The sequence below is a fragment of the Bradyrhizobium diazoefficiens genome (genome assembly GCF_016616235.1).
GTDB lineage: Bacteria > Pseudomonadota > Alphaproteobacteria > Rhizobiales > Xanthobacteraceae > Bradyrhizobium > Bradyrhizobium diazoefficiens_H.
Window position 1 is genome coordinate 3703389 of record NZ_CP067100.1, and the last position, 18705, is coordinate 3722093.

General features: G+C 64.6%; 18 protein-coding genes and 1 pseudogene. 15 read left to right on the plus strand and 4 right to left on the minus strand.

Annotated elements, in window-relative coordinates; all coding sequences use genetic code 11:
* Window positions 1–108 precede the first annotated feature (108 nt).
* Entirely contained in the window at window positions 109–2574 is a 2466-nt protein-coding gene (locus JJB99_RS17530; protein ID WP_200499893.1) for a lytic transglycosylase domain-containing protein, read from the minus strand.
* Window positions 2575–2817: 243 nt separating this feature from the next.
* Here JJB99_RS17530 and dapA point away from each other — a divergent pair, with 243 nt between their 5' ends.
* From dapA to JJB99_RS17550, 4 genes and pseudogenes are all read left to right on the plus strand, one after another.
* Window positions 2818–3708, plus strand: a complete 891-nt coding sequence (dapA, locus tag JJB99_RS17535) for a 4-hydroxy-tetrahydrodipicolinate synthase (protein WP_200499894.1) — start codon at window positions 2818–2820, stop codon at window positions 3706–3708.
* Between the two features lie 54 nt (window positions 3709–3762).
* Window positions 3763–4175: pseudogene (mscL, locus tag JJB99_RS17540) on the plus strand (large conductance mechanosensitive channel protein MscL).
* A gap of 59 nt (window positions 4176–4234) precedes the next feature.
* Window positions 4235–4708 (plus strand): SsrA-binding protein SmpB, encoded by a 474-nt coding sequence (smpB, locus tag JJB99_RS17545; protein WP_035709956.1) that lies wholly within the window; start codon window positions 4235–4237, stop codon window positions 4706–4708.
* Window positions 4709–4712: 4 nt separating this feature from the next.
* Window positions 4713–5300 (plus strand): peroxiredoxin, encoded by a 588-nt coding sequence (locus tag JJB99_RS17550; protein ID WP_200499895.1) that lies wholly within the window; start codon window positions 4713–4715, stop codon window positions 5298–5300.
* Window positions 5301–5408: 108 nt separating this feature from the next.
* On the opposite strand, the gene JJB99_RS17555 is transcribed toward JJB99_RS17550, so the two are convergent.
* The 3 genes from JJB99_RS17555 to JJB99_RS17565 form a co-directional block, all read right to left on the minus strand.
* A complete protein-coding gene (locus tag JJB99_RS17555; RefSeq protein WP_200499896.1) occupies window positions 5409–6050 on the minus strand; it encodes a glutathione S-transferase family protein in 642 nt (213 codons plus the stop codon).
* 142 nt (window positions 6051–6192) lie between these two features.
* Window positions 6193–6867: a uracil-DNA glycosylase gene (locus tag JJB99_RS17560; RefSeq protein WP_200499897.1), complete on the minus strand. Its 675-nt coding sequence runs from the start codon at window positions 6865–6867 to the stop codon at window positions 6193–6195.
* Complete coding sequence (locus tag JJB99_RS17565) at window positions 6848–7495, minus strand: NYN domain-containing protein (RefSeq protein ID WP_200499898.1); 648 nt, start codon at window positions 7493–7495, stop codon at window positions 6848–6850. The genes JJB99_RS17560 and JJB99_RS17565 overlap by 20 nt, the downstream gene beginning before the upstream one ends.
* Window positions 7496–7820: 325 nt before the next feature.
* Here JJB99_RS17565 and rpoZ point away from each other — a divergent pair, with 325 nt between their 5' ends.
* The 11 genes from rpoZ (at window position 7821) to parC (ending at window position 18701) form a co-directional block, all read left to right on the plus strand.
* Window positions 7821–8213: a DNA-directed RNA polymerase subunit omega gene (gene rpoZ / locus JJB99_RS17570; RefSeq protein ID WP_027522935.1), complete on the plus strand. Its 393-nt coding sequence runs from the start codon at window positions 7821–7823 to the stop codon at window positions 8211–8213.
* A gap of 208 nt (window positions 8214–8421) precedes the next feature.
* On the plus strand, window positions 8422–10707 hold the full coding sequence (locus JJB99_RS17575) for a RelA/SpoT family protein (protein ID WP_200499899.1): 2286 nt from the start codon (window positions 8422–8424) through the stop codon (window positions 10705–10707).
* Between the two features lie 45 nt (window positions 10708–10752).
* Entirely contained in the window at window positions 10753–11505 is a 753-nt protein-coding gene (locus tag JJB99_RS17580; RefSeq protein ID WP_200499900.1) for a pyridoxine 5'-phosphate synthase, read from the plus strand.
* The gene (gene acpS, locus JJB99_RS17585; RefSeq protein WP_200499901.1) at window positions 11502–11921 is read left to right on the plus strand and encodes a holo-ACP synthase; all 420 of its coding nucleotides are present in this window, start codon (window positions 11502–11504) and stop codon (window positions 11919–11921) included. Before JJB99_RS17580 ends, acpS begins: the two co-directional genes overlap by 4 nt.
* 249 nt (window positions 11922–12170) lie before the next feature.
* Entirely contained in the window at window positions 12171–12935 is a 765-nt protein-coding gene (gene lepB / locus JJB99_RS17590; protein ID WP_200499902.1) for a signal peptidase I, read from the plus strand.
* The gene (gene rnc, locus JJB99_RS17595) at window positions 12932–13780 is read left to right on the plus strand and encodes a ribonuclease III (RefSeq protein WP_200499903.1); all 849 of its coding nucleotides are present in this window, start codon (window positions 12932–12934) and stop codon (window positions 13778–13780) included. Before lepB ends, rnc begins: the two co-directional genes overlap by 4 nt.
* Window positions 13770–14696 carry a GTPase Era gene (era, locus tag JJB99_RS17600; RefSeq protein ID WP_200499904.1) on the plus strand — a complete coding sequence of 309 codons (927 nt, stop codon included), beginning with the start codon at window positions 13770–13772 and terminating at the stop codon, window positions 14694–14696. The genes rnc and era overlap by 11 nt, the downstream gene beginning before the upstream one ends.
* Before the next feature lie 21 nt (window positions 14697–14717).
* Window positions 14718–15098: a hypothetical protein gene (locus tag JJB99_RS17605; protein ID WP_200499905.1), complete on the plus strand. Its 381-nt coding sequence runs from the start codon at window positions 14718–14720 to the stop codon at window positions 15096–15098.
* 129 nt (window positions 15099–15227) lie between these two features.
* Complete coding sequence (gene recO, locus JJB99_RS17610; RefSeq protein WP_200499906.1) at window positions 15228–15980, plus strand: DNA repair protein RecO; 753 nt, start codon at window positions 15228–15230, stop codon at window positions 15978–15980.
* A gap of 111 nt (window positions 15981–16091) precedes the next feature.
* Entirely contained in the window at window positions 16092–16382 is a 291-nt protein-coding gene (locus JJB99_RS17615) for a hypothetical protein (RefSeq protein WP_200499907.1), read from the plus strand.
* 60 nt (window positions 16383–16442) lie between these two features.
* The gene (gene parC / locus JJB99_RS17620; RefSeq protein WP_200499908.1) at window positions 16443–18701 is read left to right on the plus strand and encodes a DNA topoisomerase IV subunit A; all 2259 of its coding nucleotides are present in this window, start codon (window positions 16443–16445) and stop codon (window positions 18699–18701) included.
* Window positions 18702–18705 lie beyond the last annotated feature (4 nt).

The following is an 18705-nucleotide window of genomic DNA, read 5'->3' on the forward strand; positions in this document are numbered from 1 at the left end:
CTGGTCGATGTGACGACGACCTTACAGACCTGATCCGTCGAAGACCAGGAGGCCTGACGGCATCGCTCGCTACCGATGCTCCCGGCAGAGCGACTGAGGCGAGGGGTTCTATTCTACGCTGGCGGTGCCGCGGCGTAGGTCGGCCTCGATCTGCAACCGCGTGCCGCCGCCGAAGCGGGCCCGATAGACCTGAAGGTTCTCCATGATCCGCTGCACGTAGTTGCGCGTTTCGGAGAACGGGATCAGCTCGACCCAGTCGACCGCATCGACCTTGGGGTCGCGCGGATCGCCGTAGCGGTCGATCCACTTCTTCACGCTGCCGCGGCCGGCATTGTAGGCGGCAAAGGTCATGATGTAGGAGCCGCGATAATCCTCGAGCAGCCCGCCGAGTTCGGCGGCGCCGAGGGTCGCATTGTAGGACGAATCGTTCTTCAGCCGCGACAGGTCGTAAGTGGCGCCGTGCCGTTTGCAGACATAACGCGCGGCGTCCGGCGTCACCTGCATCAGGCCATAGGCCTGCGCCGGCGACACCACCGAGGGATTGAATGCGCTTTCCTGCCGCGCGATGGCGTAGACGATGCTGCGCTCGACCTCGGGGCCGATCTGCGAGAATTGCGGGATGCCGTTGACGGGATAGGCGTAGAAATCGAAGGGCAGCCCGCGATTGAGCGCAGCCTTGCCGAGCAGCAGCATGCCGCGCGCGTCGCTGTAGCGTTGGGTGAGCTCGCCGAGGCCGGCAAGCGCTTCGGGATCGCCGTTCTCGCCCATGTCGGCGAGCATGGGCACGGCGAGCTCGCGCTCGTCGAGCTCGTAGAGCAGTTGCGCAGCGCGCACGATCTCGAGCCGCTCGGCGCCGCGGCTGCGCGGCTGGCTGTTGAGCTCGATCTGCGGCAGGCCGAGCTTGGCGCGCGCGAGCTGGCCGTAATAGCTCGTGGATTGCTCGGCTGCGCGGGCATAGGCGTTGCGCGCCTCCTGCTGGCGTCCCGCGGCTTCCGCGGCGCGGCCTTGCCAATAACCGGCGCGCGCCAGCGTGGTCGGGTTGACGCTGCCGACGCCGATGCGGGCGAAGTGCTGGGCGGCGGTCGCGGGATCATTGAGGAAGCGCAGTGCGATCCAGCCCGCGGTGAACTCCTGCTCGGTCTTGTAGATGTCGCGCGAGGGCAGGGCCGCATCGCGCGCGATCAGATAGGCGCTGCGGAATTCCTCGGTGTCGATCATCTTGCGCGCCAGGAGGCGCCGCTCGATCCACCATTCGTCGAGATTGTAGAGCCGGCCCGGATCTTTCGGCGCCGACAGCATCAGCTGGGCCGCTTCCGCAAACTTCTCCTCGCGGCGCAGCAGCTGGATCTTGCTGAAGATGAAGCCGGGGTCATTGTGCAGCTCGCGCGGCACCGCCTCCAGCAGCGCGCGCGCGTTCGGCGCCTTCCTGAACGAGGCGATGCGGGCCTTGGCGAGCGCGACATAGCCGGCGCCGAGCCGCTTGGCGGCGCGAAGTGCAGCCTCGTTCTCGCTGCCGTAGAGCAGCGTGTCCATCCGTGCCTTCTGGTCGCCCGGCGTCAGCAGTGCGCCGAACTGGTCGAGCGCGTTGTTCTCGGTCTCCTCCGACATCGGATCGCTGCGCCAGGCTTCGCGCACCAGCCGCTCGGCATTGGCGCGGTCGCCGCGCGCCAGCATCGCCTTGGCAAGCGAGAAGCGGCCCTTGGCGGAGACCGGAGACTCGTTCTCGAACCACGACCACGCAACGGAATCGTCGCGCCTGTCGTCCCACATCGCGGCCTCGAGGCGGCGGCGCAGGAAGGTCTGCGACGGCCAGCTCGGATTGGCGGAGAGGAAGGCGCGGTAGCGCTCGACGGTTGCGCCATTGTCCTCGCTGCGCAGGATGATCCATTCCGCGAGTTTTCGCGCGACAGGATCGGAGATAGAGGCGGCATAATTGGTGGCGTCGCCCGCCTTGCGCTTGCGCACCAGCTCGATGACGGTCTCCAGCGTGTCCTTGTCGGCCTGCGACGTCGCGGAGGTCGCAGCGACCGCGGCCGGCGTGACCGGCTTGCGCGGCGCCGCGTGCTGCCGCGTCGCGGGGGCGAGGACGGGAGCCGTGAGCGGTTTGGCGGGAACTGGGGCGGTCGGTCTGACGGTGGCCGTCACGGCCGGCGCGGGCGCGGCTTTGGGGGACGACCCGTGGGCGGCCGGCTGCGATTTTGGTGCCGCGGCCGCTGCGGCAGGCTTCGGTTTGTCCTTCGGTTTGTCGTTGGGCTTGTCCTTCGCGGGGTCCTTGCCGGCGTTCTTGGCTGCATCCTTGGTCGGCTTCTTCGCGGCATCCTTGGCAGGAGCGTTCGCCGCGCCCTTGTTCGTGCCCTTCGAAGTGTCCTTGCCGGTTCCCTTGGCCGCGTCCTTGGCCGTGTCCTTGGTCGATCCTTTGGCCGGTCCCTTTGCGGCCGGTTTTGCGCTCTCTGTGGCGGCATCCCCGGCCGTCTCGTTGGACTTGGCGAGGGCGGCGCAGCCGATCGACAGCCCCGCCGCCAGGCACACGACCAGACCTGCGGATCGCCATACGGCGCAAGGAAAGGAGATCACGGCGTTTCGTCGCCCCGAATCAGTCAACTGGCTCAAGACCTATGTGTACAAGATCTGGCTGTATTTGATTGAATATGCGGACAAAATACCAACAGCCGCTTACCTCCGCCGGGTTTGCACCACCACCGCGGCAAAATCGCGGCTTAAACGGTGTGTCACGCGGAAGCGGGCCTTTTACCGGCGGGATAGACCCGATATGTATGGGACTTGCTCTCAAGAGATCGCCGCGTACGGAGGAAATCCATGGCAGCCAAGACGAAATTCCGGGGGTCGTTCACCGCCTTGGTCACGCCCTTCAAGAACGGCTCGCTGGACGAGGCGGCGTTCCGCTCCCTGGTCAACTGGCAGATCTCAGAGGGCACCAACGGCCTGGTCCCGGTCGGCACCACGGGCGAGAGCCCGACGCTGAGCCATGACGAGCACAAGAAGGTGGTCGAATGGTGCATCGCCGAGGCCAAGGGCCGCGTGCCCGTGATCGCCGGCGCCGGCTCGAACTCGACCAAGGAGGCAATCGAGCTTTCCCAGCACGCCGAGAAGGCAGGCGCGGACGCTGTGCTGGTGGTGACGCCGTACTATAACAAGCCGACCCAGGAAGGCATGTACCAGCACTTCAAGGCGATCAACGACGCGATCGGGATCCCGATCATCATCTACAACATCCCGCCGCGCTCGGTGATCGACATGTCGGTCGACACCATGAAGCGGCTGTGGGAGCTGAAGAACATCGCCGGCGTCAAGGACGCCACCGCCAGCATGGTCCGCGTGTCGCAGCAGCGCGCCGCGATGGGTGAGGATTTCAACCAGCTTTCCGGCGAGGACGCGACCATCCTCGGCTACATGGCGCACGGCGGCCATGGCTGCATCTCGGTAACCTCGAACGTCGCGCCGCGCCTGTGCTCGGAGTTCCAGGCTGCCTGGGCGAAGGGCGACACCAAGGCGGCGCTCGCAATTCACGACAAGCTGATGCCGCTGCACAACAACCTTTTCATCGAGAGCAATCCGGCGCCGATCAAGTATGCGATGTCGCTGCTCGGCAAGCTCGACGAGACGCTGCGGCTGCCGATGGTTCCGGTCTCGGAGCCCACGCGCGTCGCAGTGCGCAGCGCCATGGTGCACGCGGGGCTGATCAATTGATGGATTAGCTGTTCGGGGGAGCCGTTCATGAGCGTCGACGAGAAGGGTAGGCAGATGCTCAATGAGTTCCGCGAGTTCGCCATGAAGGGCAACGTCGTCGACCTCGCCGTCGGCGTCATCATCGGCGCGGCCTTCGGTGCATCGTCAACTCGCTGGTCGGCGACGTGATCATGCCGATCATCGGCGCCGCAACCGGTGGCCTCGACTTCTCGAACTACTTCACCCCCTTGTCGGCGAAGGTCACGGCCACCAATTTAGCGGATGCGAAAAAGCAAGGCGCCGTCCTTGCTTACGGTAACTTCCTGACGCTGACGATCAACTTCATCATCATCGCGTTCGTGCTGTTTCTGGTGATCCGCGCCATGAACACGCTGAAGCGCAAGGAAGAGAGCAAGCCGGCGGAGCCGCCGAAACCGTCGGCGGAGGTCGTGCTGCTCACCGAGATCCGCGATCTCCTCAAGAAGTGACGCGCGCGCTTCATCCGAACTGTTAGCATCGCTGCATATCTCGATCAGGTTTTGTCTCCATGGCCGACAAGAACGAACGTCCGATCAAGGTCATGGCGGAAAATCGCAAGGCCCGCTTCAACTATGCGATCGAGGACACGATCGAGGCGGGCATTGCGCTGACCGGCACCGAGGTGAAGTCGATCCGCAACGGCAAGAGCACGATTGCGGAATCCTACGCCGATTCCAAGGACGGCGAGATCTGGCTGATCAACGCCACCATTCCCGAATATCTCCAGGGCAACCGCTTCAACCATGAGCCGAAGCGGCCGCGCAAGCTGCTGCTGCATCGTCGGCAGATCAACAAGCTAATGGGCGCGGTCGACCGCGAGGGCATGACGCTGATCCCGCTCAAGCTTTACTTCAACGAGCGCGGGCGGGCCAAATTGCAGCTCGCGGTAGCCAAGGGCAAGAAGCTGCACGACAAGCGCGAGAGCGAGAAGAAGCGCGACTGGAGCCGCGAGAAGGGCCGGCTGATGCGGGCGAGGGGATAGCGCGATGACTCAGAAGAACCTGCTCGAGGTCGATTGGAGCCAGATTCCCGCACCCGCCGACGATGGCGGCGCTGCGCACCTGACAGGTATGACGCTGCCGCCGATCAGCCTGCTCGCGACCGACGATACGTCAGTCACGCTGTCGGCGCTCTCGGGGCGGACCGTGGTGTTCGCCTATCCGCGCACCGGCGAGCCCGGCAAGATCTCGCTGGTCGACGATTGGGACATGATCCCGGGCGCGCGCGGCTGCACGCCGCAGACCTGCGCGTTCCGCGATCTGTTCGCCGATTTGAAGGCGGCTGGCGCCTCGCACGTGTTCGGGCTCTCGACCCAGAGCAACGAATACCAGACCGAAATGGCCTGCCGGCTGCATCTGCCGTTCCCCGTGCTGTCGGACGAGAAGCTGGCGCTCACGCGCGCCCTGAATTTGCCGACGATGGAGGTCGCCGGCCTGACCCTGATCAAGCGCCTCGCGCTGATCATCGACGACGCCAGGATCACCCACGTGTTCTATCCGGTGTTCCCGCCCGACCGGAACGCCGGCGATGTCCTGGAGTGGCTGAAGGCCAATCCCGTCAAGCCTAAAGCGTGATCCGGAAAGATCATGCTCAAACAACAGCCTAAAGCGCGTCTCATCGCGCTTTGTCCGTAGACTCGCAAGTTCGGAGCCACGGCCGGACTGAAGCGAGAGAAGCGAGCACTACAATCCCGGTGATTTCGCCGCCCAAGCCTTGGTGGCCTGGCAGCTTTCCATCGCTCGGGCGTAAGCGGGGCGTGCCGTCGTTCGGGTGAGATAGTCCCGCTCGGTAGAACCTGGAACGTAGTTGCCAGTCCTCAGGCCGAGCAGGAGGGCGTAGCTCACCGAGATATCCGCAGCAGTGAATCGATCGCCAGCGAGATAGGGGCAATCCGCGAGGCGGCGGATAACCAACCCCAGCCGGCTCTCGAAGGTATCGAGCGCCCAGCGGGTAACCCTGGCACCTCGCTCGGCTTCGGGCGCCAGGTCGCGACCGACAAAGACGGCGTTCATCGGCCCGGCGAGCCCGGCCTCGCCTAAATGGAGAAATTGCAGATAGGACGCGAAGGCGGGATCGTCCGGGGCGACGGCAAGTGAACCTGAGCCGTGGCGGGCGAGCAGGTACTCGAGAATCGCGATCGATTCGACCATGATCGTCTCGCCGTCCTGCAGTGCGGGAATGAAGCCGGCCGGGTTGATCGCGAGGAAATCGCGATCATTCTCGACTGCCCGCAGATCGACCGGGCGCAGCCGATAAGGCAATCCCAATTCCTCGAGCAGCCAAATAACGCGGAAGCCACGACCTTCGCCATAGACGGTGAGCATAGCTAAGCGTTCCTGGATTGGGTCAGATATACGAACTCGCAGAGGTCCGTCGCGCAATCGACTATCAACAGTGCATCATGCGCTCGACGCTCGGCGCATATTCGCCATCCTAAGGGCCTGCCCACTCTATGGGGTTCACGAGCTAGTCGAGATCCGCCTTCACCTTCGCGAACACCGATCTGAACATGTCCGGCGTCAGCACGCCCGTGTTTGTGTTGTAACGGGAGCAGTGATAGCTGTCGTAGAGCCTGAGCGAACCGGCCTGGTGCACCGCGCCATGGCCGAACAGTGCCTGTGAGCCCTTCAGGTTCAGCGGCTTGAGCACGCTGTCGTGCGCAATACGCCCGAGCGCGACGATCGCACGCAGGTTCGGCATGGTTGCGAGATTGGCGACGAGAAACCGGCGGCAGGTGTTGATCTCGATCGGCAGCGGCTTGTTCTGCGGCGGCACGCAATGCACGGCATTGGCGATGCGGCAGTCGACCAGCTCGAGGCCGTCATCGGGACGTGCCTGATAGCTGCCCTTGGCAAAGCCATATTCGAGCAGCGTGGCGTAGAGCAGGTCGCCGGCATAGTCGCCGGTGAAGGGACGGCCGGTGCGGTTGGCGCCCTGCATGCCCGGCGCGAGCCCGACGATCAGGAGGCGCGCCGTGATGTCGCCGAAGGGGGCGACCGGCGCATTGTGCCATAACGGCTCGCGCGCGCGGTTCGCCTCGCGAAAGGCGACCAGGCGCGGACAGAGCGGACAATCGCGATCGGGGACGACGGTGAGAGGCTGGCAGCTCGACCGGGCCGCCTCACTCCTCGAAGTCGTCATCGCCCCTCGGCGCCATGGTGGTTGCGCGCTGGAGGAATTGCGGGGCGTGGTGGCGTCCCTCGCCACGCTCGCCGCGGTCACGCGGGGCAGGGCGTTCGGACGGGTCGCGGCCGAGCTTGGATTGCAGCTCGACGAGGTCGGTGAAGACGTCGGCCTGGCGGCGCAACTCGTCGGCGATCATCGGCGGCTGGCTGGCGATGGTGGAGACCACGGTGACCCGTACGCCGCGGCGCTGGACGGCCTCGACCAGGGAGCGGAAGTCGCCGTCACCGGAGAACAATACCATCTGGTCGATGTGCTCGGCGAGCTCCATGGCGTCCACGGCGAGCTCAATGTCCATGTTGCCCTTGACCTTGCGGCGGCCGGAGGCGTCGATGAATTCCTTGGTCGCCTTGGTGACGACGGTGTAGCCGTTGTAGTCCAGCCAGTCGATCAGCGGGCGGATCGAGGAGTATTCCTGATCCTCGATGATCGCGGTGTAGTAGAACGCCCGCAGCAAGGTCCCGCGGCTCTGAAACTCCTTCAGCAGGCGCTTGTAATCGATATCGAAGCCCAGAGTTTTCGCCGTGGCGTAGAGATTGGCCCCATCGATGAAGAGCGCGATCTTGTTGGTAGCAGAAGGTGACATCAGTTGCTCGCGTCGTGTTCGTGATTGATCGTTTATTGTTGGCGCGGCGGCAGTGAGCCGCGCACATCAAATGCTGCCGAAACCCGTCGAAACCGCAAATCCGGAGAAGTCGGGGCAATCAAGGTATAGTTATGGCGGTCGTGCATACATCCAGCGCTGCCCCGTCCGACAGCCCGGAAAATCACGCGACCCAACCCCAATGTGGGGGTAGCAGAGCCGTTTGGCGAGGCCAAATCACAAATTGGCCTTGCGAAATCGCCCCAGCCCCTATAACTAGCCCCGATCATCCACATATTTCGTCCCACCCACAGCGGAGCGACAGTCCATGGCTCGCGTCACCGTAGAAGATTGCATCGACAAGGTCGACAACCGGTTTGACCTGGTCCTGCTGGCCGCCCACCGCGCCCGCATGATTTCGTCCGGTTCACAACTAACGGTTGACCGCGATAACGACAAGAACCCTGTTGTGTCTTTGCGCGAAATTGCCGACCAGACCATCTCGCCCGAGGACCTCCGCGAGGAGCTGGTGCACTCGCTGCAGAAGTTCGTCGAGGTCGACGAGCCCGAGCCGGACACCGTGCCGCTGATCGGTTCCGCCGGCGCCAGCGTCGATGCGGACGATACCGAAGTTGCCGTGGAGCGCATGACCGAAGAGGAGCTCCTGAAGGGCCTCGAAGGCCTCGCGCCGCCCGAAGAGCAGCCGGAGGAGGACGAGTAAATCGTCCCATCGCAGTCTTCGACTTCTTGTGATCTTATCAAGGGCCCGAACCGTCGTTCGGGCCTTTGCTTTTGTTGGCGTTTTCGTGGTTACCATAGCGTTGCCGGTTCGCGCCGCGCCTGTCACTGAATTGATCGGACGCAGGCCGGATCGGAGCTAGGATGTATACAACGGGCTCGCGCGTGGTCCGTTCGAAGGCAGGATGGGCATGGTGTATCGGCGCCGGAGACCAACGCAGATGCTGGCCGCAACCGAGTCGGTTGCCGTGGCCCCGACTGCGCCGGTGGCCCGTCCGGCCAAGCCGCGCGCGCGCATGATGCGTCAATATGACCTTGTCGAGCGCGTCAGGTCCTACAATCCCAACACCAACGAAGACCTGTTGAACCGCGCCTATGTCTACGCCATGAAGGCGCACGGCTCGCAGACCCGCGCCTCGGGCGATCCCTATTTCTCGCACCCGCTGGAAGTCGCGGCGATTCTCACCGACCTCAAGCTCGACGACGCCACCATCGTCGCCGCGCTGCTGCACGACACGATCGAGGACACCGAGGCGACGCGGGCCGAGATCGACCAGATCTTCGGCCCCGAGATCGGCGCGCTGGTCGACGGGCTGACCAAGCTGAAGCGGCTGGAGCTGGTGTCGCGCGAGGCCAAGCAGGCCGAGAATCTGCGCAAATTGTTGCTGGCCATTGCCGACGATGTCCGGGTGCTGCTGGTCAAGCTCGCCGACCGCCTGCACAACATGCGCACGCTGGATTTCGTGCCGACGGAATCGCGCCGCCGCATCGCCGAGGAGACGCTCGACATCTATGCGCCGCTCGCCGGCCGCATGGGCATGCAGGAGATGCGCGAGGAGCTGGAGGATCTGTCGTTCCGCACCCTCGACCCCGAGGCCTATTCGGTGGTGATGCAGCGGCTCGACGCGCTCGCCGAGCGTAACCGCAACCTGATCGGCGAGATCGAGGACCAGCTCTCCAACAATCTGCGCCACCGCGGCCTGGGCGCGCGGGTCTACGGCCGCCGCAAGAAGCCGTTCTCGATCTGGACCAAGATGGAGCGCAAGTCGGTCGGTTTCGAGCAATTGTCCGATATCTTCGGCTTCCGCCTCGTGGTCAACGACATCGAGGCCTGCTATCGCGCGCTCGGCATCGTCCACACCACCTGGCCGGTCGTACCGGGACGCTTCAAGGACTACATCTCGACGCCGAAGCAGAACGACTACCGCTCGATCCACACCACGGTGATCGGTCCCGGCAACCAGCGTGTCGAGCTCCAGATCCGCACCGAGGGGATGGACCAGATCGCCGAGCGCGGCATTGCCGCGCACGTGTTCTACAAGGAAGGTCTGGGCTCGCCGACCGAATTCCTCAAGCGCGAATCCAACGCGTTCGCCTGGCTGCGCCACACCATCGGCATTCTCTCCGAGAGTGCCAACCCCGAGGAATTTCTCGAGCACACCAAGCTCGAACTGTTCCACGACCAGGTGTTCTGCTTCACCCCGAAGGGCAAGCTGATCGCGCTGCCGCGCCATGCCAATGTGATCGACTTCGCCTATGCGGTGCATACCGACGTCGGCAACAGCGCGGTCGGCTGCAAGATCAACGGCAAGTTCGCGCCTTTGTCCTCGGAGCTGCAGAACGGCGACGAGGTCGAGGTGCTGACCTCGGAAGCGCAATCGGCGCCGCCCTCGGCCTGGGAGACGCTGGCGGTCACCGGCAAGGCGCGCGCCGCGATCCGCCGCGCCACGCGCACCGCCGTGCGCGACCAATATGCCGGTCTCGGCCGGCGCATCGTCGAGCGCCTGTTCGAGCGCGCGAAGATCGAATATGCCGACGACAAGCTCAAGGGCGCGCTGCCGCGGCTTGCGCGCACCTCGATCGAGGACGTCATGGCGGCGGTCGGCCGCGGCGAGATCAAGGCCTCCAACGTCGCGCGCGCGATGTATCCCGACTACAAGGAGGAGCGCGTCGCGCGCTACGGCGTCAAGAAGGGGCTTGCCGCCAAGCTCAAGGATAAATCGTCCGAACCGACGCGCAGCCCGGTCGCGATTCCGATCCGCGGCATCAATTCCGACCTGCCGGTGAAGTTCGCGCCGAACGGCGGCGCGGTGCCGGGCGACCGCATCGTTGGCATCGTCACGCCGGGCGAGGGCATCACGATCTATCCGATCCAGGCGCCGGCCCTGAAGGATTTCGAGGAGGAGCCGGAGCGCTGGCTCGACGTCCGCTGGGACATCGAGGACACCGCGCCGCAGCGCTTTCCGGCCCGCATCAAGGTGGAGAACGTCAACGAGCCCGGCGCGCTGGCGCAGATCGCGACCGTGATCGCCGAGCACGATGGCAACATCGACAATATCAGCATGCAGCGCCGCTCGCCCGACTTCACCGAGACGACGATCGATCTCGAGGTCTATGACCTCAAGCATCTGAGCGCGATCCTGGCCCAGTTGCGCGCCAAGGCGGTCGTCGCCCGCGTCGAACGTGTTAATGGATAGACGCATCTCGCATGCGTCGATCGCCCAGATTTCGTGAGTCCTGAAATGCGCGCAACTCCGCTCCGCCTCGGCGTCAATATCGATCATGTCGCGACCGTCCGGAACGCACGCGGCGGCAGCCATCCCGATCCGGTCCGGGCCGCGCTGCTCGCGATCGAGGCCGGTGCCGACGGCATCACCGCGCATTTGCGCGAGGACCGCCGCCACATCCGCGACGAGGACATGGCGCGGCTCAAGGCTGAAATCTCCAAGCCATTGAATTTCGAGATGGCGGCGACCGACGACATGATGCGGATCTCGCTCGCCACCCAGCCGCATGCGGTGTGCCTGGTGCCCGAACGCCGCCAGGAGGTGACGACCGAGGGCGGCCTCGACGTCGTCGGCCAGCACAATGCGCTCGCGCCCTATATCGCGCGGCTGAACGATGCCGGCATCCGCGTCTCGCTGTTCATTGCCGCCGACCCCGCGCAGATCGAGATGGCAGCGCAGCTGCGCGCGCCGGTGATCGAGATCCACACCGGCGCCTGGTGCGATGCCGTCGTCGACGGCCGTGCCGACAAGGCCGAAGCCGAATGGCAGCGGATCGTGGCGGGGGCGAAGCTCGCAAAGGCCGCCGGGCTGGAAGTTCACGCCGGGCATGGGCTCGACTATGCGACGGCAGAGAAGATCGCGGCCCTGCCGGAGATCATGGAGCTCAACATCGGCTACTACATGATCGGCGAGGCGCTGTTCGTCGGCCTCGCCGAGACGGTCCGCAGCATGCGCGCGGCGATGGACCGCGGCCGGAGCCCGGCATGATCATCGGCATCGGCTCCGACCTGATCGACATCACCCGCGTGGCCAAAGTGATCGAGCGCCATGGCGAGCGCTTCCTCGACCGCATCTTCACCGAAGCCGAGCGCGCCAAGGCGGAGCGGCGGGCCAAGAACGAGAAGATGGTGGTGGCGACCTATGCCAAGCGCTTCGCCGCCAAGGAGGCCTGCTCCAAGGCGCTCGGCACCGGCATCAGGCGCGGCGTGTGGTGGCGCGACATGGGGGTGGTCAACCTGCCGGGGGGACGGCCGACCATGCGGCTGACCGGCGGCGCCCTGGCCCGGCTCCAGGCCCTGACCCCGGAGGGGTTCGAGGCGAGGATCGATGTGTCGATCACCGACGACTGGCCGCTCGCGCAGGCCTTCGTCATCATTTCCGCGGTCCCGCTGGCGAAACCCTGACGGTCTCGGGTCGAATTTATAATTCTTATTACATATCAGTGGGTTGGGCAGTTTTGATGCGATCCTTGATTGCGTGGCCTGCGACAACCGTCTAAAAGTCCGCTGACGCAAATCAGGCTGGGCGAATTCGGCTTTACGCCGGAATTGGCCCTTACTATCAGAATCAGGACAATCTCCTTACGCCGCGAACCGATGGGCTGTTCGCGGGAGGAGGGCGCTCTGTGACCGCCGGCCGGAATTGAGAGAGCAATGAGCGTGACTTCGGGAACGAAAACTGAGAGCGGCGTCGGCGAGACCATCCGGGTCGTGATCCACGCGCTCCTGATCGCGCTGGTGATCCGCACCTTCCTGTTCCAGCCCTTCAACATCCCGTCCGGCTCGATGAAGGCGACGCTGCTGGTCGGCGACTATCTGTTCGTCTCGAAATATTCCTACGGGTATAGCCACTACTCGGTCCCGTTCTCGCCGCCCCTGTTTTCGGGCCGGATCTGGGGCTCGGATCCGAACCGCGGCGACATCGTCGTGTTCCGCCTGCCGAAGGACGATTCCACCGACTACATCAAGCGCGTGATCGGCCTTCCCGGCGACCACATCCAGATGAAGGACGGGCTGCTCTACATCAACGACGTCCCGGTCGAGCGGCAGCGCATGAGCGAATTCGTCGGCGAGGATCCCTGCGGCGCCGAAGGCGGCGGCATTTCCCGGGTGAAGCGCTGGAAGGAGACGCTGCCGAACGGCGTGTCGTATGAGACGCTCGACTGCGCCGACAACGGCTATATGGACAACACCAATGTCTACACCGTGCCGCCCGGCCACTTCTTCATGATGGGCGACAACCGCGACAACTCGACCGACAGCCGCTTCCTCGGCCAGGTCGGCTACGTTCCGGCCGAAAACCTGATCGGCCGCGCCCAGATGATCTTCTTCTCGATCGGCGAAGGCGAGCATGCCTGGATGTTCTGGCGCTGGCCGTGGGCGGTGCGCTGGAATCGGTTCTTCAAAATCGTCCGATGAAAGACGAAGCCAAGGACATCGCGGCCCAACCGATCGAGGCGCAAACCGCACCCGACGGCGAAGCTGCGACCAAGATGCCTGAAACGAAGGCCCCCGCGAGGAAGAAGCGGGCGCGCAGCAGCAAGGCCAAGGACAAGGCGAAGGCGGCGGATGCAAACGCGGCGCTCGAGGCGCGCATCGGCCACAGCTTCACTGACCCGAACCTGTTGATGCAGGCGATCACGCATGTCTCGGCGCTGAAATCGGGACGCAAGCGCGGCGACAGCTATCAGCGGCTGGAATTCCTCGGCGACCACGTGCTCGGGCTCGTCGTCTCCGACATGCTCTACCACGCTTTCCCGAACGCCGATGAGGGCGAACTGTCCAAGCGTCTTGCAGAGCTCGTGCGGAAAGAGAGCTGCGCCGACGTCGCCAAGTCGCTCGGCCTGCTCGACGACATCAAGCTCGGCTCGGTCGGCTCCAGCGCCGACGCCCGCCTGCGCAAGTCGATCCTCGGCGACATCTGCGAGGCCGTGATCGGCGCCATCTTCCTCGACGGCGGTCACGCGGCGGCCGACGAGTTCGTCAAGCGCAACTGGACCGAGCGCATGCACAAGCCGCGGCGTCCATTGCGGGATCCCAAGACCGTGCTGCAGGAATGGGCGCAAGGCAAGGGACTGCCGACGCCTGTTTACCGCGAGGTCGAGCGCACCGGCCCGCATCACGATCCGCAGTTCCGCGTCGCCGTGGACCTGCCGGGACTGGCGCCGGCCGAAGGCGTCGGCGGCAGCAAGCGTGCGGCGGAGAAGGTGGCGGCCTCGGTGATGATCGAACGCGAAGGCGTCGGCGGCGGCAATGACAGCTGAAGCAAGCGGCGAGGTGCCCACTGCGACGCGCTGCGGCTTCGTTGCGCTGATCGGCGCGCCGAATGTCGGCAAGTCGACGCTGGTCAACGCGCTGGTCGGCGCCAAGGTCACGATCGTCTCGCGCAAGGTGCAGACCACGCGGGCGCTGATCCGCGGCATCGTCATCGAGAACAGTTCGCAGATCATTCTCGTCGACACGCCCGGCATCTTCCTGCCCAAGCGCAGGCTCGACCGCGCCATGGTCTCGACCGCGTGGAGCGGGGCGCATGATGCCGACCTCGTCTGCGTGCTGCTCGACGCCAAGACGGGAATCGACGAGGAGGCCGAGGCGATCCTCGCCAAGGCGGAAAGTGTCAACCACGACAAGATCCTGGTAATCAACAAGGTCGATCTGGTCCAGCGCGAGAAGCTTTTGGCGCTGGCGCAGGCCGCCAATGAGCGCATGAAGTTCGAAAGAACCTTCATGATCTCCGCGATCTCGGGCGACGGCGTCGACGACATCCGCTCAACGCTGGCCAAGATGGTGCCGCCCGGCCCATACCTCTATCCCGAAGACCAGATGTCGGATGCGCCGATGCGGCAGCTGGCGGCCGAGATCACGCGAGAAAAGATCTATCAGAAGCTGCACCAGGAATTGCCCTACCAGTCCACGGTCGAGACCGACAAATGGGAGGAGCGCAAGGACAAGTCGGTGCGGATCGAGCAGACCATCTTCGTCGAGCGCGAAAGCCAGCGCAAGATCGTGCTCGGCAAGGGTGGCGCCACCATCAAGTCGATCGGCGCTGACTCGCGCAAAGAGCTGATGCAGATCCTCGACGTGCCGGTGCACCTGTTCCTGTTCGTCAAGGTGCGCGAGAACTGGGGCGACGATCCCGATCGCTACCGCGAGATGGGCCTGGACTTTCCCAGGGAATAACCAAGAAAAGATCGGTCATCGATGAGCCTGCCCAGCAACGTCCGGCGCTTCGAAGCGCTGCTCTATGCATCGCTGATGCTGGATGCCGTGTCGGTCGCGGTGCAGGACCGCACGCCCAATGCCGAGATGACCGAGCAGATGATCATGACGGCGACGCTGCTCGCCGGCGGGATGATCCTGCTCTTGGTCTACTTCGTCTGGCTGGCCGCGCACGGGCGCAAGAACTGGCCGCGCTGGGTGCTGGGAGCGGCATTGGTGCTGTCACTGATCTCGCTCGCACAGATTATCGGCGAGAAAGGCATGGAGCTCGACAGCGCCATCGAGATCGTCTCCTGCGTGCTGACGGCAATGGGTCTGTATTTCTCCTTCACCGGCGACGCCCAGGACTGGTTCGACGCGTGAGGCTGCGTAAGGTGGGCAAGGGCGCGCGCTTGCGCGCCGTGCCCACCATAGTCGCACGGCCGATCAAATTGGTGGGCACGCTTTGCTTTGCCCACCCTACGACACCGCAAATGCGGTAAGCTTCATCCGATGGAATGGACCGACGAAGGCATCGTGCTGGGTGTGCGGCGGCATGGCGAATCCAGCGCCATTGTCGAGCTGCTGACGCGGGCGCATGGCCGGCATCTCGGTCTCGTGCGCGGCGGCGCGGGCTCGCGGATGCGGCCGCTGCTGCAACCCGGTAACAGCGTCAGCGTGGTCTGGCGGGCGCGGCTCGACGAGCATCTCGGCACCTATGCCATCGAAGGTCTGAAGCTGCGTGCGGCGACACTGCTGGGATCCTCCCATGGGGTCTACGGCGTCACCCATCTGGCCTCGATCGCGCGGCTGCTTCCCGAACGCGATCCGCACGAAGATATCTTTGCGCTGCTCGAACATTCGCTCGACGATTTCGACGACATCGGCAGCGCCGCCGTGCACCTCATCCATTTCGAGCTGGCGATGCTGGCCGAACTCGGCTTCGGGCTGGCGCTGGAGAATTGCGCGGTGACCGGCGAAACCTCCGACCTGATTTACGTCTCGCCCAAATCCGGCGGCGCGGTCTCGCGCGGCGCGGGCGAGCCGTGGCGTGACCGGTTGCTGCGGCTGCCGCCGTTCCTGCGTCATGGCGAGACCGCGAGCGAGCTCACCGATCAGGATCTCCAGGATGGCTTTCGTCTGACCGGCCTGTTCCTGCTGCGCCATGTGCTGGAGCCGCGCGGCCAGGGCCATTCTGACGCGCGAGCCGGCTTCATCAACGCGCTGACGCGGCAGCAGGCGAAGGTGGCCATTCCGGCGCCATGAGCTAATCGGGACTCTGTCTTGCGGCTGAACATGGAGTTCCGCGGAACCAAATCGGTTCGGGCGACTTGGCTTCCAAGTTCCACAATGGGTTCCACAGCGGGGACAGCCCAAATGTTGATCAGGGGATTTGCGCTCTCGGCGGCGCTGCTTGCCTTCGCGCCGGACGCAACGGCAGGGGAGCCGCAATCGGGTGTGTTTCGTCGGGCCTCCTGCACCGTCGTGCGGTACTATGTCGCGAAATATTCCGCTGCAGCCGCAGAGACATGGGCCCGGTCCCACGGCGCAACCGAGGCCGAGATCGAGACGGCCCGCCGCTGCCTGACCAACGCACCGGCCCCTGCCGAGGCCAAGACTCCGCCTATCAAGACTCCACCTATGACGGCGGGCTGGGCGGGACAGTAGGCGCGCACAGGGAACCAATCGATCCTTGCCCGATTCGCTTCCACGGTTTAACGGGGCGGCATGGGTAAACGAATCGTTCCGCCGGAAGAGCCGGCCGAAATCCATGACGTGCCGCTGCGGGAGGCGCTGGAAGAGCGCTATCTCGCCTATGCGCTCTCCACCATCATGCATCGCGCGCTGCCGGACGCGCGCGACGGACTGAAGCCGGTGCACCGGCGCATCCTCTACGGCATGCGCCTGCTCAGGCTCGACCCCGGCACGGGATTCAAGAAATCCGCCAAAATCGTCGGTGACGTGATGGGCTCGTTCCATCCGCACGGCGACCAGGCGATCTACGACGCCATGGTCCGCCTCGCGCAGGATTTCTCGTCGCGCTATCCGCTGGTCGACGGCCAGGGCAATTTCGGCAATATCGACGGCGATAACCCCGCCGCCTACCGCTACACCGAAGCGCGCATGACCGACGTCGCGCGGCTTCTGCTCGACGGCATCGACGAGGACGGCGTCGAGTTCCGACCCAATTACGACGGCCAGTCGAAAGAGCCGGTCGTGCTGCCCGGCGGCTTCCCGAACCTGCTCGCCAACGGCGCGCAGGGGATCGCGGTCGGCATGGCGACCTCGATCCCTCCGCATAACGCCGCCGAGCTGTGCGATGCCGCGCTGCATCTGATCGAGAAGCCCGACGCGAAATCCAAGGCCCTGCTGAAATGGGTCAAGGGTCCGGACTTCCCGACCGGCGGCATCATCGTCGATTCCAAGCAGGCGATCGCCGAGGCCTACAGCACCGGCCGCGGCTCGTTCCGCGTCCGCGCCAGGTGGGAGCAGGAAGAGGGCGCGCGCGGCACCTGGGTCGTCGTGGTCACCGAGATTCCCTTTCTGGTGCAGAAGTCGCGCATGGTCGAGAAGATCGCCGAGCTGCTCGACCAGAAAAAGCTGCCGCTGGTCGGCGAGGTCCGCGACGAATCCGCGGAGGACGTCCGCCTCGTCATCGAGCCGAAGTCGAAGAACGTCGATCCTGCGCTGATGATGGAATCGCTGTTCCGGCTGACTGAGCTCGAAAACAAGATTCCGCTGAACCTCAACGTGCTGATCAAGGGCCGCATCCCCAAGGTGGTGGGGCTCGCGGAGTGCCTGCGCGAATGGCTCGACCATCTGCGCGACGTGCTGATCCGCCGGACGAACTATCGCAAGGCGCAGATCGAGCACCGGCTCGAAGTGCTCGGCGGCTTCCTGATCGCCTATCTGAACATCGACAAGGTGATCAAGATCATCCGCACCGAGGATGAGCCCAAGCCCGAACTGATGAAGGCGTTCAAGCTCACCGAGGTGCAGGCCGAAGCCATCCTCAACATGCGCCTGCGCAGCTTGCGCAAGCTCGAAGAGATGGAGATCCGCACCGAGGACAAAAACCTCCGCAACGAGCTCAAGGGCATCAATGCGGTGCTCGCCTCGGAAGCCGAGCAGTGGAAGAAGGTCAGCGAGCAGGTCGGCAAGGTCCGCGACATGTTCGGACCGAAGACGCCGCTCGGCAAGCGCCGCACCACTTTTGCCGATGCGCCCGAGCATGATCTCGCCGCGATCGAGGAAGCCTTCGTCGAGCGCGAGCCGGTGACGGTCGTCGTCTCCGACAAGGGCTGGATCCGCACCATGAAGGGCCATGTCGAGGATCTCTCGGGCCTTGCCTTCAAGCAGGACGACAAGCTCGGATTTGCGTTTTTTGCGGAAACGACCTCGAAGCTCTTGCTGTTTGCGACCAACGGAAAATTTTACGCGATCGACGTCGCCAAGCTTCCGGGCGGCCGCGGTCACGGCGAGCCGATCCGCCAGTTCATCGACCTCGAGCCCGAGGCCGCGCCGGTCACGCTGTTCGTCCACAAGGGCGGGCGCAAATTCCTGGTCGCGAGCCACGAGGGGCAGGGCTTCGTCGTCAATGAGGACGATTGCGTCGGCACCACCAAGAAGGGCAAGCAGGTCCTCAACGTCGACATGCCCAACGAGGCGCGCGCGATCACCGAGGTCACCGGCGACACCGTCGCCGTCATCGGCGAGAACCGCAAGATGCTGGTCTTCCCGCTCGAGCAGGTCTCCGAGATGGCACGTGGCCGTGGTACGCGGTTGCAGAAGTACAAGGACGGCGGCCTGTCCGACGTCGCGGTCTTCGATGCGAAGGCGGGCCTGACCTGGAAGGACTCGGCCGGCCGCGAATTCTCCGCGACCATGAAGGAGCTCGCCGAGTGGCAAGGCAATCGCGGTGACGCGGGCCGCCTGCCGCCGAAGGGTTTTCCGAAGTCAAACAAGTTCGGACGGGGGATCGGGTAGGGAC

Bases quoted from the DNA above. Each gene is read 5' to 3' on its own strand.
- dapA (WP_200499894.1), top strand. From the start codon at position 2,818: ATGGCAGCCAAGACGAAATTCCGGGGGTCGTTCACCGCCTTGGTCACG.
- JJB99_RS17605 (WP_200499905.1), top strand. From the start codon at position 14,718: ATGAGCCTGCCCAGCAACGTCCGGCGCTTCGAAGCGCTGCTCTATGCA.
- era (WP_200499904.1), top strand. From the start codon at position 13,770: ATGACAGCTGAAGCAAGCGGCGAGGTGCCCACTGCGACGCGCTGCGGC.
- JJB99_RS17580 (WP_200499900.1), top strand. From the start codon at position 10,753: ATGCGCGCAACTCCGCTCCGCCTCGGCGTCAATATCGATCATGTCGCG.
- smpB (WP_035709956.1), top strand. From the start codon at position 4,235: ATGGCCGACAAGAACGAACGTCCGATCAAGGTCATGGCGGAAAATCGC.
- JJB99_RS17575 (WP_200499899.1), top strand. From the start codon at position 8,422: ATGGTGTATCGGCGCCGGAGACCAACGCAGATGCTGGCCGCAACCGAG.
- rpoZ (WP_027522935.1), top strand. From the start codon at position 7,821: ATGGCTCGCGTCACCGTAGAAGATTGCATCGACAAGGTCGACAACCGG.
- JJB99_RS17615 (WP_200499907.1), top strand. From the start codon at position 16,092: ATGTTGATCAGGGGATTTGCGCTCTCGGCGGCGCTGCTTGCCTTCGCG.
- recO (WP_200499906.1), top strand. From the start codon at position 15,228: ATGGAATGGACCGACGAAGGCATCGTGCTGGGTGTGCGGCGGCATGGC.
- JJB99_RS17550 (WP_200499895.1), top strand. From the start codon at position 4,713: ATGACTCAGAAGAACCTGCTCGAGGTCGATTGGAGCCAGATTCCCGCA.
- rnc (WP_200499903.1), top strand. From the start codon at position 12,932: ATGAAAGACGAAGCCAAGGACATCGCGGCCCAACCGATCGAGGCGCAA.
- parC (WP_200499908.1), top strand. From the start codon at position 16,443: ATGGGTAAACGAATCGTTCCGCCGGAAGAGCCGGCCGAAATCCATGAC.
- JJB99_RS17555 (WP_200499896.1), bottom strand. From the start codon at position 6,050: ATGCTCACCGTCTATGGCGAAGGTCGTGGCTTCCGCGTTATTTGGCTG.
- acpS (WP_200499901.1), top strand. From the start codon at position 11,502: ATGATCATCGGCATCGGCTCCGACCTGATCGACATCACCCGCGTGGCC.
- lepB (WP_200499902.1), top strand. From the start codon at position 12,171: ATGAGCGTGACTTCGGGAACGAAAACTGAGAGCGGCGTCGGCGAGACC.
- JJB99_RS17565 (WP_200499898.1), bottom strand. From the start codon at position 7,495: ATGTCACCTTCTGCTACCAACAAGATCGCGCTCTTCATCGATGGGGCC.
- JJB99_RS17560 (WP_200499897.1), bottom strand. From the start codon at position 6,867: ATGACGACTTCGAGGAGTGAGGCGGCCCGGTCGAGCTGCCAGCCTCTC.